A 15,986-nucleotide genomic window follows, 5' to 3' on the forward strand; every position below is an offset into this window, starting at 1 on the left:
GGTCCGTCCCGGACCTAGACCCGCATCGGCATCAGCACATAGAGCGCGGTCTCGTCGGCCATGTCATGGATCAGCGTCGGCGAGCCGGCATCGGCCAGCATGAACTTGGCCTCCGACCCGGTGAGCTGGGCCGCGACGTCGAGCAGGTATTTGGCGTTGAAGCCGATCTCGATCGGATCCGACGAATAGTCGGCCGCCAGTTCCTCGGTGGCACTGCCCGAATCCGGATTGTTGACCGCGAGCGTGAGCTGGCCGTCATTGATCGACAGCTTCACGGCCCGGCCGCGTTCGGAGGAAATGGTCGAGACGCGGTCGACCGCGGCGGCGAAGCTCTGGCGATCGATGATCAGCTTCTTGTCGTTGCCGGTCGGGATCACGCGCTGATAGTCGGGGAAGGTGCCGTCGATCAGCTTCGAGGTCAAAACGACGCTGCCGATGGTGAAGCGGATCTTGGTGTCCGACAGTTCCGTCGTCACCGCGACATCGGGGTCGTCGACCAGTTTCTGCAGCTCGCTCACCGTCTTGCGCGGAATGATGATGCCCGGCATGCCTTCCGAACCGGCCGGCGCGTCGATCTCGGCGCGCGCCAGGCGGTGTCCGTCGGTCGCCACCGAACGCAGCTTCAGCTTGCCGCCGACTTCGACGGCGTGCAGGTAGATGCCGTTGAGGTAGTAGCGCGTTTCCTCGGTCGAGATGGCGAACTGGGTCTTGTCGATCAGCCCCTTCAGCGCCGCCGATTCCAGCCGGAATATATGCGAGAACGAGCCGGCCGAAAGCTCCGGGAAGTCAGATTGCGGCAGGCACTGCAGGCGGAAGCTCGAACGGCCGGAGGTGACGGTCATCGCGTTGCCGTCCTCGTCCGTCTTCAGCATCACCTCTGCGCCATCGGAAAGCTTGCGCACGATGTCATAGAGCAGATGCGCCGGCACCGTCGTCGCGCCGCCGCGCTCGACCTTGGCGGGTGTCGCCTCCGTCACCTCGAGGTCGAGGTCGGTCGCCTTCATCTCGAGGCTCGCGCCCTCGGCGCTGAGCAGCACGTTGGAGAGGATCGGGATGGTGTTGCGCCGCTCGACCACGCGGTGGACGTGGTTGAGGGACTTCAGGAGATTTGACCGTTCCAGGATAACACGCATGACGAACAGGCTCGCTTCAATGAATGAACGGGTCACCGGCAGGCGGCATCCCGCGAAAGCCCTGAAAGGCTTCCAGAATCTCCGTAAGCTGACAGTAAAAAGCCTGCGAACGCAAGCCCGCGGCACCGGTTCGGGCCGGTTGCGCGGGCTTTCTGGGGATAAAGCCGGCGAAGCGGGTCGCCGGCCATTTTCGCATCGCCTCAGGCCTGGTCGTTGATCAGCCTTCTGAGCAGTTCGAGCTCCTGCGCCAGCGTGTTGTCGCCGCCCGAAAGGTCCTCGATCTTGCGCACGGCATGCAGCACGGTCGTGTGGTCGCGGCCGCCGAAACGCCGCCCGATCTCCGGCAGCGAGCGCGGCGTCATCACTTTCGACAGATACATGGCCACCTGCCGCGGCTTGACGATCGTGCGCGTGCGCCGGTTGGACAGAAGCTCCGTCTTCGACACGTTGTAATGGCGCGCCACGATGCGCTGGATGTCCTCGATGCGCACCCGCTTCGGCTCGCCCGAGCGATAGATGTGGCCGAGGATCTCGTCGATCCGGTCGATCGTGATCTGCGGCTCGAAGGACTGGCGAAACAGAAGCTGGTTGAAGGCGCCCTCAAGCTCGCGCCCGCTGCCGGTGACCGTACGGGCGACATGCTCCAGGATCTCGTCCGAGATGTCGAGCGAGGTGTCATCGCTCTTGGCGGTGGCGCGGCGCAGCTTCAGCATGCCCAGCCGCATGGCGAAATCCGGCGCCGACATTTCCAGCGCCACGCCGCCATTGAGGCGCGAACGCACGCGCGGTTCCAGCGATTCCAGCTCCGACGGCGGCCGGTCGGCCGCGACCACCACCTGCTTGGCGCTGTCGAGCAGCATGTTGATGAGGTGGCAGAATTCGTGCTGGATCGATTTGCCTTGCAGGAACTGCATGTCGTCGATGATCAGGAGATCGATGTCGCGCAGCTGCTCCTTCAGCGTCAGCGCGTTGTTGTCGCGGATCGCGGTGGCGAAGCGCCACATGAAATACTCCGCCGTCAGATAGACGACGCGCGATTTCGGATTGTGCCGCAGCGATTCCGCCGCGATCGCCTGCAAGAGATGCGTCTTGCCGAGCCCGACGGTGGCATGCAGGAAAAGCGGGTTGAAACGCACCGCGCTCGACTGCGATTCCGCCACGGCTCTCGCCGCCGCGAAGGCCACCCTGTTGGACGGTCCCTCGATGAAGGAGGCGAAAGTGTAGCGCGGGTCGAGCGGCGACCCCAGAACATTGTGGCGGAACTCCGGTTCCACCGACGCGCCCTGGCGGGGCGCCGGCGCCCGTTGTTCCACGCGTCCGGCGCTCGCGGTGCCGTTGGCGAGCGCAGTGTGCGTCTGCCTGGTCGTCTTGCGGGCCGGCGCGATTTCCGGCTCGACGTGGTTGCGCCCCTGGCGCGTCGCGGTGCGCACGACGATCTCGATCTTGAGGACGTCGGGATCCTCATGCCGCCACAGCTCCGCGATAAGCTCGAGATAGTGGCCGTTGATCCATGACCGCAGGAAGGCGGTCGGCACCGAGATGCGGACAATGCCGCGGGAGGCCTCGGCGACCTTCATGCGACCAAACCAGCTCGAATAGACCTCGGCCCCGAGACGCGCTTTCAGCTGGGCCTTGACCCGTTCGAACTTCTGTTCCGCGTCGTTGGATACCGCCACGTCGCCCTCTCCGACAAAAGTTGCTGGAAATGGGAGATCGCCCGCTATCTCCCTCTCGATGCCGCTTTGCATGATCATAGTTCCTTGTCTTCTCGTACCCTTTTCCCGCCGGGGATGCGCCTCCTGCATCCTTGGTCCGGCGACCTCATTCGCCGCGCTGCCGCTGCCGCCGCCGGCAAACGGTCATCGCAACTCGCGCAAGGGACCAGCCGCCGGCTCCGCAAGCCGGCTTCCGACAAAGACAAGGCAATACGCCATCCTCCGGCGAAAACGCCGGTGAGACATCGACCGCCAATGTACAATTACGCCAGTCCCCTACCGCACCGAAGAGACAAACCAAGCCACGCGCGGAATTGCTCCACGTCATGAATTCTGCCATTTTGTGCTGGCCGATTCAGGCTGGGTCAGGGGCTTAGTGCCCGTCCCTTCGATGGATGGACATTACCGAAATCGCTGTGGATAGGGCAAGGCCACATCTAACGGTTTTTTAACGAATCTGGTTACCGAAAGGGGCTTGAATTCGGGTGCTGCGACGGCACGTTTTGACAAAGCCATTGTGATTCAAACCCTTTTCCGGCGAATATGAAAAAGACCGCCCGAAACGAAATATTCTGAAATAATTCTCTTGACAGCTACTTCTCCCCCGCGGTCCGACCGTGCGTTGAACAAGCTGTGGATGACCGTCTGTAAGCACCTGAAAAGAATGCGGAATTTCTGACAGGAGAATTTGGGCGGCTGCCGCGGCGGAGGCGCGCAGATATAAGCGGCGCTGTATATGCCGGCAAAACAATACCGGCATATGAATCGCCTCACAAGTGCAGCTTGCGGGCAAACTTTTTAAGTACTTGCCGGCAAACGAAAAAACCCGGCCTGTGCGGCCGGGTTCCAAATCGAGGGATCGAGGATTGAGTCGGTCAGGCCGACAGCGTCTTGACCCGCTGAGCCAGTCGCGAAACCTTGCGGGAAGCCGTGTTCTTGTGGACGACGCCCTTGGTGGCGGCGCGCATCAATTCCGGTTCCGCAGCCTTGAAGGCTTCCACCGCAGCGGCCTTGTCGCCGGCGGCCAGCGCCTCTTCGACCTTGCGGACATAGGTGCGGACGCGCGAGCGGCGGTTCTTGTTGACCGCAGCGCGGCGGGCGATCTTGCGCGTAGCCTTTTTGGCCGAGGAAGTATTGGCCATGATGCCTCTCTTCTGATCTGGTGAACGCCAGCGATGTCGCAGGGCGCAAAAAACAAACGGGCAGCCACGGGCCGCCTCGGTTGGTGCGGCTTATAGTTCAGCTTTTCCGCCTCGTCAACGCCGCTTCGCGGTCTTTTTGGGCCTCGACGTCATGTCCCGCAAAATCGCGGCCGCCTGGGCGAAGCGCCTAAAGCGCGTCGCGATCTTTCAGATTCGCTCCATGCGCTTTAGGTTTTGATTTTACGCATGTCTTTATCCCGAAACCGGTTCCCACTTTCGGGAGACATGCTTTAGCGGTTGGTGAAGTTCGGCTTCCGCTTCTCGACGAAGGCGGCCATGCCTTCTTTCTGGTCGTCGAGCGCAAACAGCGAATGGAAAAGACGGCGCTCGAAGCGCAGCCCCTCGGCCAACGTCGTCTCGTAAGCGCGGTTGACGGCCTCCTTTGTCATCATCACCGACGGCAGTGAGAACTCGGCGATCTTCGCCGCCGCCTTCAGCGTTTCGTCGAGCAGCTCGGCGACCGGGACCACCCGCGACACCAGCCCGCTCCTCTCGGCCTCGGCCGCGTCCATCATCCGCCCGGTCAGGCACATGTCCATCGCCTTGGACTTGCCGACGAATCGGGTCAGCCGCTGCGAGCCGCCCATGCCCGGCATGACGCCGAGCGTGATCTCGGGCTGGCCGAATTTGGCGTTGTCGCCGGCGATGATGAAGTCGCACATCATGGCCAGTTCACAGCCGCCGCCGAGCGCATAGCCAGCGACCGCCGCGACGATGGGTTTGCGCGTGCGCGTGAATTCCTCCCAGCCGACGAAGAAATCCTGCGTGTAGGCGTCGGCGAACGACATCGCCTGCATTTCCTTGATGTCGGCGCCGGCGGCGAACGCCTTTTCCGAGCCCGTAAGCACCATCGCGCCGATCGCGGGATCGGCATCGAACGCGCTCGCCGCCGCGACCACCTCCGCAAGCACCTGCGAATTCAGCGCATTGAGCGCCTTGGGCCGGTTCAGCGTGATCAACCCGACCTTGCCGCGTGTTTCCACGAGAATGGTTTCATAGGTCATGGTTCGCTTCCTCCGCGGGGTGGGATGATCGACACCGTTCCTAGCTTACCGCTGACAGGTCCGGCAATAGAAGGTCGAGCGGCCGCTCTGCACGATGCGTTCGACATGGCCGCGGCAGTCCGGCTTCTGGCACGGCTCCCCCTCGCGATCGTAGACCGCGAAGGAATGCTGGAAATAGCCGAGCGATCCGTCGGCCTGGACATAGTCGCGCAGCGACGAGCCGCCGGCGGCGATCGCATCGGCGATGACCGAGCGGATCGCCTCGGCGAGGCGTTCGCTTTGTCCCTTCGCCTTCTTGGCCGACCCGGCGATGGTGCCGGCTTCGCGCAGCGGCGAGAGCCCGGCGCGCCACAGTGCTTCCGAGACATATATATTGCCGAGCCCGGCGATCAGGCGCTGGTCGAGCAGCGCCGCCTTGAGCGGCGATCTGCGATCCTTCAGCAGCGAGGCGAGCAGGGGGCCGTCGAGCGCGTTACCGGTTGGCTCGATGCCGAGTCCCGCCAGCATCGGATGCGTGTCCGGCGCGCCTTCGGCAAACAGCATGAAGCCGAAGCGGCGCGGGTCGTTGAAGATGATGCTGGACCGCACGCCCTTGGGCGAGGTGACGTCGAACACGACATGGTCGTGCGCGGCGATCTTCGAGCGCTCGTGATGGAAGGGGCCGGGAACCTCGCTGCTTCCGGCGGTTTCGACCCGGAACGACCCCGACATGCCGAGGTGGCAGATCAGCACCGGACCATCTTCGATATGCATCGTCAGATATTTGGCGCGCCGGCCAAGCGCCGTCACGGTCTTGCCGGTAAGCCGCTCCGAAAAGCGTTCGGGAAAAGGAAAGCGAAGGTCGGGCCTGCGCGCTTCGACCTTGACCAGCCGCGCCCCTTCCAGGACCGGCTGCAGTCCGCGCCGGACAGTTTCGACTTCTGGCAGTTCAGGCATGGCCGCCTATCGTTGCGAGGAATGATGTTCCATGGCGTCCGCCTGCCAGGCCAAGGTGATCCGCAACGGTTTCGCCGATATCGGCGAAGGTTGGCCTGAGCCCGATGTCGCCGCCCTTCAGCCCCTGCCCGATGCCGATCACCGGGACGCGTTCGCGCGTATGGTCGGTGCCGCGCCAGGTCGGGTCGTTGCCGTGATCGGCGGTGAGGATGAGAAGGTCGCCCGGCCTGATGCGCGACAGCGCTTCCGGCAGCCGGCGGTCGAAGGCCTCGAGCGCGGCGGCATAGCCGGCGACATCGCGCCGGTGGCCGAACTCGGTGTCAAAGTCGACGAAATTGGCGAAGACCAGGTCGCCTTCGCCGGCATCGTCCATGGCGCCGAGCGCCTTGTCGAACATCGCCATGTTACCGCCTGCCTTGCGCACCTGCGAGATGCCGCGATGAGCGAAGATGTCGCCGATCTTGCCGACCGCGATGACCTTGCTGCCGCGCTCCGTCAGCCGGTCAAGCAGGGTCGGCTCAGGCGGCGGCACCGCATAGTCGCGGCGGTTGTGGGTGCGCTGGAACGTGGCGGGCGTCTCTCCCACGAAAGGCCGCGCGATCACGCGGCCGATCTTCAAGCGATCGACGAGCCGGCGCACCGTCAGGCAAAGCTCATAAAGCCGCTCCAGGCCGAAATGCGTTTCATGCGCGGCGATCTGCAGCACGGAGTCCACAGAGGTGTAACAGATCGGTCTGCCGGTGCGGATATGCTCTTCGCCGAGCCGCTCGATGATCTCGGTTCCCGGCGCATGGCAATTGCCGAGGATACCGGGCACCTTGCCTTCGCGGATGATCGCCTCGGTCAGCTCGGCCGGGAAGGCAGGCACCGTGTCGGGAAAATAGCCCCAGTCGAAGCGCACGGGCAGTCCTGCGATCTCCCAATGGCCAGACGGCGTGTCCTTGCCGCTCGACACCTCCTGGGCGGCGCCGTGGAAGGCCGAGGCGATCAGCGGCGTGTCGGGGTCGAGCTGCAGTCCGGTTGCCGTCCGTGCCGCCAGGCCAAGCCCGAGCGACATCATGTTGGGCACTGCGAGCTGTCCTTTGCGTAGACCTTCCCGGTCGACGCGGCCTTCGGCGCAGGCCTTGAAGATATGTCCGAACGTGTCGGCGCCGGCATCGCCATAGCGTTCGGCGTCGGCCGCGCCGCCGATGCCGAAAGAATCGAGAACGAACAGGAACGCGCGCGCCATGGGTGTCATTGTTGTCAGTCCTGGTCGCCAGACATAAGGTTCCCCGGCGGCGTTGGCAAATCGGAAACCAAACCGCAACCGCTTCGCGCCATAGTTGCGACGAGGCACGGATATGGCGGGAGCAAAGCAAGCATGGCGAGGCGCGGCAAGACCGCGGCAAGGCAGGCCGTGAAACTATGCGCCGCCGCTCTCGTGGCGTCCGGCGCCGCCGCATGGCCGGCACACGCCGACTGGCGTGACGACATCGGAACCTTCCGTATCGGCATCGTTGCCGAGCCGGGCGGCGGCAACACCGTCCCTGGGCTTGCGCGTCTGACGGAAGCCTATGCCAACGCGCTCGGCATGAAGGTCGAGTTCGTCGTTGCGCGTGACTATGCGGCGCTGATCGAGGCGCAGGCGAGCGGGCGCGTGCAATACGCGGTCTATTCGGCGCTTGCCTATGCCACGGCCTCGGAGCGCTGCGGCTGTGTCGAGCCACTGGTGGCGCCGGTCGACGCCGACGGCGCTGTCGGCATCCGCTCCGTCCTGGTGACGCGCGACGGCAGGCTTCAGGATCTTGCCGCCATGGCTTCGCATCGGATCGCGATTGCGCCGGTCGATAATATCGGCGGCGCGCTGCTGCCGCTGGCGGCCCTATCCGCCGCAGGTGTCAGGATTGCGCAGGATTCGCCGTTCCTGGCACGCGCCATCTCGGCCACGGCGGCCGAGACGATGTTGAGCGGCGGCGACGCGGATGGCCTGTTCGGCTGGGAGCCGGCGGATGCCGGCGGCCAATCCACCCATTCCGGCGGCACGGTCGAGCGGCTGGAGGCTGCCGGCATCCCTGGGGCGTCGCTCAGGGTGTTATGGACCTCCGACCTGTTGCGCTACGGTCCGCATGCAATCCGCAGCGATCTCGATCCAGAGGCGAAACGCCGGCTGACCGTCTTCCTGACCAATCTCAAATCACAGACGCCTGATGTGTACGACGTCCTGGAGAGGGCGCATACCGGCGGCTTTTCGCCGGTCTCGCAGAAGGATTATGCGATGGCCGAGGCGATCGTGCGGCGGGAAACGGCAGGACAGGAGTAGCCTGTCAGCAGTCGCTGCAGGGGATGGTCGGACTCCGGCGAGGCCGCAGGTAGTAGGTCTCGCTCATCGATATGTTGTTGAAGGCCGAGGTCAGCCCGAGCGTCTGCGAACTGCTGGCGGACCAGGTGATGATCGGTTTATAGCCGAGGTCGCTTTCCACCCGCACCAGGAAGGTGTTGCGGATGTTCAGCGACGAGGGAACCGTGGTGATGGAGCCCTTTGCCGCGTCGGCGCTGTAGGTGGTGCCAACAAGCTTGCGCGACCACGCAACCTGCACCTTCGGCGACGCCTCGTCGGTGATCTGTATGCCGGTGATGATGATCGTCGGCAATGAGCGGTTGTAAGGCTGCAGCGTCGATGTGCCGATCTGCATCATCGCGTCGAGGTTCGCCTTCACGACCGCCGGCTGCTGTGTGACGAGATCCGCCACCATACTGCCGATGCGGCTGACTTTCTTGCTGGTCTCGATGGCCTGCGAAGCCTCCATCGTGATGAAATACATGATCAGCAGCACCGGCACGATGAACGCGAACTCGATCGCCGCGACACCGCGACGGTCGCGGCAAAACCGCTTCACCTTCGCCGAAACCCACCGCAGTGCCCCCGCACTATGCATATTCGCCTCCACGTCGACGGTCTTGGCCGTCGAGCAGTCTCAATTGTCGTCGAATGGTTCGTTCTGCCAGGTCACCGATGCGAAATGCAGCGTGTTGCCATCCTTCAGATTGGCCATCGATTTGGCGAGGAAATCGGTCATCACCGGCCATTTGTAGAACACCCGCAACATGTTGATGGACTCCGCCAACCCCGGTGAGACCGCGAAGCTCATCGAATTGGTGCCTTGCGTCAGCACGATGTCTCCATTGACGATCTTGAAGCCCGCCGTGGCTGCGTCGGCGAAGCTCGGATATTCACGGAGGTCCACCAGCAATCCCGGGCAGTCCTTGGCCACCATGATCTCCAGCTTGCTGCAGATCAGCTGCTTGATGGAGGCTTCGGTGACGTTCGACCTCTGCAACTGCCCAGTCCGCAACTGGCGGGCGACATCGTCGGTGACGTTGGCCATCACCTCCTGGCCGGCAAAGGAGATGCAGCTCTCGAGGATAGCGAAGACGAGAAGCGCGAACGGGACGGCAAGCATCGCAAATTCCATTGCCGTGCTGCCGCGTCTGTCGCTGAAGAAGCCGGGGCGGGGTTTGCCGCGCGCCGTGCTGTCCATGCCGTTGCCGGATGTGGCATCCCTGCTCATTTGCGTTCCTGCCGATCCCCTTGCGGTACCGGCGGCAAGGTAGCGAAAACCCATTGAGGTCCGGTTTGGATGATCGTTAAATTCGCCGGGCAGGCTTTAAGCTGTCCTTAACGCCTGCTCTGACGCTCTCTTCGGGCTTAGTGCGCAGCGCTCATTTCGGTCTCGGAAGCCTTCTCGGCGTCGGTCTTGTAGGCGCTCTCGCAATAGGGCGTGCAGGACATGGTCTGGACTTCGGCACGCCTGTAGATGCGCACCGAGGAAGCGGCCTGCCGCACGACGGTCACCTGCTCATCGATGATCGGGCTGCCGTCCGAGTCGAGCACGACCAGGTTGGTAACGCCAAAACCTTTGCCGGTAAGAACGATGGTCGAGGCGTCCTGCACCGAGGCATCGGCGATGGCGGGGTTGCCGATGACGACGGTGTCGGCTGCCCGGGACAATTTGACGATCTTTGCCTGGTTCATGGTAACTTCGACCCCCGCTCCGGCCCTGGCCGGCATTACCATGGCTGCAGCCGCCAGCAGCGCGGCGACTGGAAACACCGATCTCGACAACATCATTGAACAGCTCCCGGCAGGCGGATTCTTCAACGGAACATGAACGAGATTGGTGAAGCAACGGTTAAACCGGACCTCGCCGCGATTAAGGACCCTGCCTCGCCCGTCCAGGCACCGACGGCGCTTCCTGTTTTAGTAACATTGCACAAGCGCCGGTTTGCGCCGCTTTGCTCGATCGTCGAGCCGGCTGACAATGTTTAGGCCGCGGTTAACCAAGCAGTGCGTTCACCCCCGGAAAGGAATCGGTAAGGCTGTTTATTAAGCCGATCGAAACGGCTTCTCCCTAGATTTGCAGCATCCGATCAACCGCAAAGAGAAGTTGACGGAAGTGCTGTAACACGTGGAGTAGGAGCTCTCGCATGTCTAATCTCATTGCACGTTTCGTGAAGGACGAATCCGGCGCGACCGCCATCGAATACGGTCTGATCGCCGCCCTCATCGCGCTGGCCATCATGATCGGCGCCAGCTCGCTCGGTGGCGCCCTGAACGCCCAGTTCGATAAGATTGCCAAGGCCGTCAACACGGGCACGGCTCCGTGATAGACGAAAACATCCTTGTCTAAGAAAGAAGGGTCGCCTTTTGGCGGCCCTTCTTCATGATGCGGGCGACGCGCGAAATCCGTGTCGTCACCGAGCGCTTTGGAAGTTCCCGTCTCACTAATCGTTAATCGGATATGCCTAGGGTGTAGGCAGAGGGTTTTCCACAGGCGCCGCGTCGATGCTTGAAGCCGTGATTTTCGTCATCTTCCCATTCTGCATGCTGTTCGCTGCGATCTCGGACACGCTGTCGATGACGATCGCCAACCGCGTTCCCGTGCTGTTGGTGGCCACATTCGCGCTTGTCGCGCCGCTCACCGGGATGGACTGGGCGACCTATGGCTGGCACTTCGCCGCCGGCGCTCTCGTGCTTGCCACGACATTCGGCCTCTTTGCGCTCGGCGGCATGGGCGGCGGCGACGCCAAGCTTCTGGCCGCGACCGCTCTATGGATGGGCCTCAACATCAACTTGATCGGCTATCTGGTGACGTCGGCTTTCATCGGGGGCCTGCTGGCCATCGCAATCCTGGCTTACCGGAAATCGCCGCTGGCCGCGTATACCGGCCACAGCCGATTCCTGCGCTACTTCGCCGACGAGAAAGTCGGCATTCCCTATGGCATCGCACTTGGCGCCGGTGGATTGATCACGTTCCCGGATTCGCCGCTGATGGTCTGGGCGCTGCAGAGGCTCACGGCATAGGTTTTGGTGACATCGATGTCGGCGACCGAAGGCGGCCTGGCCGCCTTTTTTTGTTAACGGCGGGCCGTTCGATCTAATTTGAGTAAACCTTAAATTAATCACGATCGTAAGCATTGCATTAACCTTGTTTTGACGATTGCGGCTGCAAAGTCCGGCCAGGCGTGGGTGGTTTGCCACGAGGCGAAGGGTTTCGGACGAATGCCAGCATCCCGATTGATTATTCTGGGCGTGGCTGCGGTCGCGGCGGGTGGCGCGGGCTATGTCGCCAAGAACATGGTGGTGGCGCCGCCGGCGCAGGTCGTTGTCAATGCGCCCGCGCAGCCGGCGGTCGCATTGCAGGACGTGCTGGTGCTTTCCGGTGACGTGCCGATGGGCAGCCAGCTCGGCAACAACATCAGCTGGGAACAATGGCCGGCCGACGGCGTCAATGCCAATTTCATCACACGCGCCGCCGAACCTGACGCGGTCGAAAAGCTCAAGGGCTCGGTAGCGCGCGTCGCCATGTATACGGGCGAGCCGCTGCGCCGCTCCAAGCTGGTCGGCGAGGGGCAGAGCTTCATGTCGTCGATCCTGCCTTCAGGGATGCGCGCTGTCGCCACCGCGATATCGGCCGACACTTCCGCCGGCGGCTTCATCCTGCCCAACGACTTCGTCGACGTCATCATGACCCGCCGCGCCGACACCGGCAACGGCGGCAGCGGCTTCAACACCGAGACCATCCTCAAGAACATCCGGGTGCTGGCCATCGACCAGACCATCCAGGAAGATGAGGAAGGCAAGAAGACCAGGGTTGGCCAGACCGCGACACTGGAGCTGACGCCGCAACAGGCCGAGATCATCACCGTCGCGCAGCAGATGGCGGACCGCCTGACGCTCGCGCTGCGTCCGATCACCGACATCCACGAAAAGAATGCGGACGAAGCCGATTATCTGGTCAACGGCAATGGCCGGCGCGGAACGGTACGTCTGATCAAATCGGGCGAGGTTTCCGAGGTTGGAGCAAGGAAATGAGGCTAAACGGTAAACTGCTGCCTTTCCTGGCGGCCGCGGCGATCGGCCTGCTTCTGATTGGCACCAACGCCTCGGGACTGGTGGAAGCCAAAGCCGCGAGCGCCGGCGTATCGGCTTCCGTCGCCACGCAACGCGTCAAGCTCGGCCTTAACAAATCCGTGGTCATCGATCTGCCGAATGATGCCTATGACATCCTCGTCGCCAATCCGGCGGTTGCCGATGCGGTGACGCGCACGGCGCGGCGCATCTACCTGTTCGGCAAGGCGGTCGGCGAGACCAATATCTTCGTTTTCGGCCCCAATGGCGAGCAGATCGTCAGCCTCGATCTGGCCGTCGAGCGCGACGTCGCCGGGCTGGAAGACTATCTCAAGCGCTTTATCCCGTCCTCGCAGATCAAGGTCGAGCTGCTCAACGACAACGTCGTACTGACGGGCACGGTCGACACGCCTCTGGATGCCAAGCGCGCGGCCGACCTGGCGACCATCTTCGTGTCCGGCGGTGAAGCGACGACCGGCCAGTATTCGCAGACTGCGGCCGGCGGCTCGGTCAATGGCGGCGTCGACATCAACAACCCCGACCAGGAGCGCCGGGTCTCGAAGATCGTCAACCTGTTGCAGATCATCGGCGACGACCAGGTGACGCTCAAGGTGACCGTGGCGGAAGTCAGCCGCTCGGTCATGAAGCAGCTCGGCGTCAATATGATCGGCAGCGGCAGCGCCAATGGCATTTCCTACGCTGCAGCGAGTTCGCCACCTTACGGATTGGGCAAGCCGATTGCACAGACGTCCGGTGCACTGATCGGGGATGGGCTCGGAAGTGGCATCCAGGCCTACATCAACGCCATGGAACAAAGCGGTGTCATGAAGACGCTTGCCGAACCAACGCTCACCGCCGTGTCGGGCGAGAAGGCGACGTTCAAGGTTGGCGGTGAGTTCAATATGATTACGGCACGCTCAAACAACGTTTCGACCGACAACCAGACAGGTCTAACCACCTACACCAATGAAAAGCTCGAATATGGTATCGGCCTCGAGTTCCAGCCGGTCGTGCTGTCGGCGGGCCGCATCAGCCTGAAGGTCAGGACATCCGTCTCCGAACCCACTACGGAAGGGGCCTCGACCCTCGAGGGTGGAGGTAGCAGGGAGAGTATCGCTTTGCCCGGCATGACAGTCTTGTCGATCCGCAAGAGGCTTGCCGACACCACCGTCGAATTGCCGTCCGGCGGTTCAATGATGATCGCCGGCCTGGTTCGTGACGACGTCCGCCAAGCAGTATCGGGCTTGCCCGGCCTGGCCAAGATCCCGGTGCTCGGCACGCTGTTCCGCAGCCGGGATTTCGTGCGCAACGAAAGCGAGCTGGTCATTCTCATCACGCCCTATCTGGCACGGCCGGTGGCGCGCAACGACCTGGCCAAGCCGGATGACAACTTCAATCCGGCGAGCGACGGCGCCGGCATGTTCCTCGGCCGCGTCAATCGCGTCTACGGCACCATGCAGACGGACAGGCCAGCCGGCCGTTACCACGGCGTCGTCGGCTTCATCTACAAATGAGTGGGAACGCGGATATGTCCAAGTCAGCATCGAAGGTCATGACGGTCCGGACAGCATCCGGCATTGCAAGGATATGCCGGCAGGTGGTCCCGGCCCTGGCGATCGCCCTTGCGACGTCGCTCACCGGATGCGCCAATCGCGACAGCATCACGGTCGGATCGATCCCGGACGACTACCGCACGACGCATCCAATCGTCATTGCCGAGAAGAACCAGAAGATCGATCTGCCGGTCGGCGCCGGCGATCGCGGCATGACCGGCGGGCAGCGCGATGCGCTACTCGGCTTCCTCGACGGCTATGACAAGAGCGCCGCGCCGGCGCTGACGATCGCCATGCCGGCAGGCTCCGCCAACGAAGTTGCCGCCCAAGCGGCAGGCCGCGATTTCGCCAGGCTTGCCATGAAGGCGGGCGTCAAGCGCGATCGCATCGTCATGACTTCCTATCAGTCGGCTGTGCCGGAGGCCTCCGCGCCGGTGCGCGTTGCCTTCGTAGCGGTAAGGGCCCAGACCGACAAATGCGGGCGTTGGCCCGAAGACCTGCTGGAGACGTCCGAGAACAAGCACTATGCCGACTTCGGCTGTTCCTATCAGAACAACCTCGCTGCGCAGATGGCCAACCCGAACGATCTGCTCGGGCCGCGCAAGCAGTCTGAGATCGACGCCGAAAATCGCGGCGCGGTGATCGATGTGTACCGGGCGAGGGGCATCTCCGACGAGTTCCTCGGCAATTCGGAAGTGACGTACTGAGCCGGCGGATGACGGAAAAAGCAGCCACGGAAAGAGCATGACGATGAGCAATCTTGCCTACGACACGCCCGCGGAAACCGGCGACCTTTCGCAGCAGGACATCGCCGCCATGCAGGCGCTGCGTCCCGTGCCGCGCATTTCGATCCAGGCGTTCTGCGAGACCGAAGGCGTCGCCAGGCCCGTGGAGCGCGCCGCCGAGGATCGCCGGATGGCCAAGGCCCATCTCAAGGTCCATATGGGCGGCGTTCCGACCGCGATCGAGTTTTATCAGTCCGCGCCGACACCGAACCTGATCCTGCTGGAATCGCGCAGCGAGCCGAAGCAACTGCTCGAACAACTCGGCCAGCTCGCGGAGTATTGCGATCCGTCGTCCAAGGTCGTGGTCATCGGCCACTACAACGATGTCGGGCTCTACCGCGAGCTCATCCGTTCAGGCATTTCCGAATATGTCATCGCGCCGGTCTCGATGTCCGACATCGTCAGCGTCGTGTCGTCGATCTTCGTCGATCCGGAATCGGAGCCGATCGGCCGCTCGATTGCCTTCATCGGCGCCAAGGGCGGCGTCGGCTCATCGACCATTGCTCACAATACTGCCTGGGCGATGTCGTCGCTGTTCAAGTCCGAAGTCGTCATCGCCGATCTCGACCTCGCCTTCGGCACCGCCAACATCAACTTCGACCAGGACCCGGCTCAGGGCATCGCAGAGGCCGTGTTCTCGCCTGAGCGCGTCGATGAGGTCTATCTCGATCGCCTGCTCGCGCAATGCGCCGAGCATCTGTCCCTGCTTGCGGCCCCGTCCACCTTGGAGCGCGTCTACGATTTCGACGCCGAGGCGTTCTCGCAGGTCATCGAGATAGCGCAGCGCAGCGCGCCCCTGCTGGTTCTCGATATCCCTCACATCTGGAGCGGGTGGACGAAGAGCACGCTGATCAAGGCCGACGAGATCGTCATCACCGCCACGCCCGAGCTCGCAAATCTTCGCAACACGAAGAACTTGGTGGACATGCTGAAGCGGCTGCGCCCGAACGATCCGCCGCCGAAGCTGATCATCAACCAGGCAGGTGTGCCGAAACGGCCGGAGATAGCGACTTCCGATTTCGCCGAGCCGCTCGGCATCACGCCCATGGCGGTGATCAATTTCGAACCGCTGCTGTTCGGCAATGCCGCCAACAACGGCCGCATGCTGACCGAGATGGACGCCAAGAACCCGGTCGTCGCCACCATCAATGAGATAGCGCATGTGCTGACCGGACGGAGCGAAATCAAGACCAAGAAGAAGGCGGGCCTGGGTTCGATCCTCGGCAAGCTCTCGGGCAACAGGAAGTGACGCTGTTTGAGCGGCATC

The 15,986-nt window shown here is 62.9% G+C and carries 16 protein-coding genes; 7 read left to right on the plus strand and 9 right to left on the minus strand.

What is annotated here, in order from left to right; all coding sequences use genetic code 11:
* Positions 1–14: 14 nt before the first annotated feature.
* The 6 genes from dnaN to E5X34_RS01130 form a co-directional block, all read right to left on the minus strand.
* Complete coding sequence (dnaN, locus tag E5X34_RS01105; protein ID WP_095819339.1) at positions 15–1,133, minus strand: DNA polymerase III subunit beta; 1,119 nt, start codon at positions 1,131–1,133, stop codon at positions 15–17.
* A 200-nt stretch (positions 1,134–1,333) separates the two neighbouring features.
* Entirely contained in the window at positions 1,334–2,881 is a 1,548-nt protein-coding gene (dnaA, locus tag E5X34_RS01110) for a chromosomal replication initiator protein DnaA (protein ID WP_292559913.1), read from the minus strand.
* Between the two features lie 842 nt (positions 2,882–3,723).
* Positions 3,724–3,990, minus strand: coding sequence for a 30S ribosomal protein S20 (gene rpsT, locus E5X34_RS01115; protein WP_040985913.1), 267 nt, complete (start codon positions 3,988–3,990; stop codon positions 3,724–3,726).
* Positions 3,991–4,280: 290 nt separating this feature from the next.
* Positions 4,281–5,054: an enoyl-CoA hydratase gene (locus E5X34_RS01120; RefSeq protein ID WP_292559916.1), complete on the minus strand. Its 774-nt coding sequence runs from the start codon at positions 5,052–5,054 to the stop codon at positions 4,281–4,283.
* 45 nt (positions 5,055–5,099) lie between these two features.
* Entirely contained in the window at positions 5,100–5,990 is an 891-nt protein-coding gene (gene mutM / locus E5X34_RS01125) for a bifunctional DNA-formamidopyrimidine glycosylase/DNA-(apurinic or apyrimidinic site) lyase (RefSeq protein WP_292559919.1), read from the minus strand.
* Positions 5,983–7,221 (minus strand): phosphopentomutase, encoded by a 1,239-nt coding sequence (locus E5X34_RS01130; protein WP_292560748.1) that lies wholly within the window; start codon positions 7,219–7,221, stop codon positions 5,983–5,985. Before E5X34_RS01130 ends, mutM begins: the two co-directional genes overlap by 8 nt.
* A gap of 132 nt (positions 7,222–7,353) precedes the next feature.
* Here E5X34_RS01130 and E5X34_RS01135 point away from each other — a divergent pair, with 132 nt between their 5' ends.
* Positions 7,354–8,292 (plus strand): PhnD/SsuA/transferrin family substrate-binding protein, encoded by a 939-nt coding sequence (locus E5X34_RS01135; RefSeq protein ID WP_292559923.1) that lies wholly within the window; start codon positions 7,354–7,356, stop codon positions 8,290–8,292.
* A gap of 4 nt (positions 8,293–8,296) precedes the next feature.
* Here the strand turns inward: E5X34_RS01135 and E5X34_RS01140 are convergent, their stop codons facing one another.
* The 3 genes from E5X34_RS01140 to E5X34_RS01150 all read right to left on the minus strand — a co-directional run bounded on the left by E5X34_RS01140 (position 8,297) and on the right by E5X34_RS01150 (position 10,101).
* Positions 8,297–8,908 carry a TadE/TadG family type IV pilus assembly protein gene (locus tag E5X34_RS01140; RefSeq protein ID WP_292559926.1) on the minus strand — a complete coding sequence of 204 codons (612 nt, stop codon included), beginning with the start codon at positions 8,906–8,908 and terminating at the stop codon, positions 8,297–8,299.
* 39 nt (positions 8,909–8,947) lie between these two features.
* Positions 8,948–9,511: a TadE/TadG family type IV pilus assembly protein gene (locus E5X34_RS01145; RefSeq protein ID WP_292560751.1), complete on the minus strand. Its 564-nt coding sequence runs from the start codon at positions 9,509–9,511 to the stop codon at positions 8,948–8,950.
* Between the two features lie 167 nt (positions 9,512–9,678).
* Positions 9,679–10,101: a pilus assembly protein N-terminal domain-containing protein gene (locus tag E5X34_RS01150; RefSeq protein WP_292559929.1), complete on the minus strand. Its 423-nt coding sequence runs from the start codon at positions 10,099–10,101 to the stop codon at positions 9,679–9,681.
* A 356-nt stretch (positions 10,102–10,457) separates the two neighbouring features.
* Here E5X34_RS01150 and E5X34_RS01155 point away from each other — a divergent pair, with 356 nt between their 5' ends.
* The 6 genes from E5X34_RS01155 to E5X34_RS01180 all read left to right on the plus strand — a co-directional run bounded on the left by E5X34_RS01155 (position 10,458) and on the right by E5X34_RS01180 (position 15,968).
* Positions 10,458–10,637, plus strand: a complete 180-nt coding sequence (locus E5X34_RS01155) for a Flp family type IVb pilin (protein WP_292559932.1) — start codon at positions 10,458–10,460, stop codon at positions 10,635–10,637.
* 178 nt (positions 10,638–10,815) lie between these two features.
* The gene (locus E5X34_RS01160; protein ID WP_292559935.1) at positions 10,816–11,334 is read left to right on the plus strand and encodes a prepilin peptidase; all 519 of its coding nucleotides are present in this window, start codon (positions 10,816–10,818) and stop codon (positions 11,332–11,334) included.
* Between the two features lie 198 nt (positions 11,335–11,532).
* Positions 11,533–12,345, plus strand: coding sequence for a Flp pilus assembly protein CpaB (cpaB, locus tag E5X34_RS01165; protein WP_292559938.1), 813 nt, complete (start codon positions 11,533–11,535; stop codon positions 12,343–12,345).
* Positions 12,342–13,895 (plus strand): type II and III secretion system protein family protein, encoded by a 1,554-nt coding sequence (locus E5X34_RS01170; protein ID WP_292559940.1) that lies wholly within the window; start codon positions 12,342–12,344, stop codon positions 13,893–13,895. The genes cpaB and E5X34_RS01170 overlap by 4 nt, the downstream gene beginning before the upstream one ends.
* Positions 13,896–13,909: 14 nt before the next feature.
* Positions 13,910–14,641, plus strand: coding sequence for a CpaD family pilus assembly protein (locus E5X34_RS01175; RefSeq protein ID WP_292559943.1), 732 nt, complete (start codon positions 13,910–13,912; stop codon positions 14,639–14,641).
* A 43-nt stretch (positions 14,642–14,684) separates the two neighbouring features.
* A complete protein-coding gene (locus tag E5X34_RS01180) occupies positions 14,685–15,968 on the plus strand; it encodes a CpaE family protein (protein ID WP_292559947.1) in 1,284 nt (427 codons plus the stop codon).
* The last annotated feature ends 18 nt before the right edge of the window (positions 15,969–15,986 follow it).

The sequence above is a fragment of the Mesorhizobium sp. genome (genome assembly GCF_004963255.1).
In the GTDB taxonomy this organism is placed as follows: domain Bacteria; phylum Pseudomonadota; class Alphaproteobacteria; order Rhizobiales; family Rhizobiaceae; genus Mesorhizobium.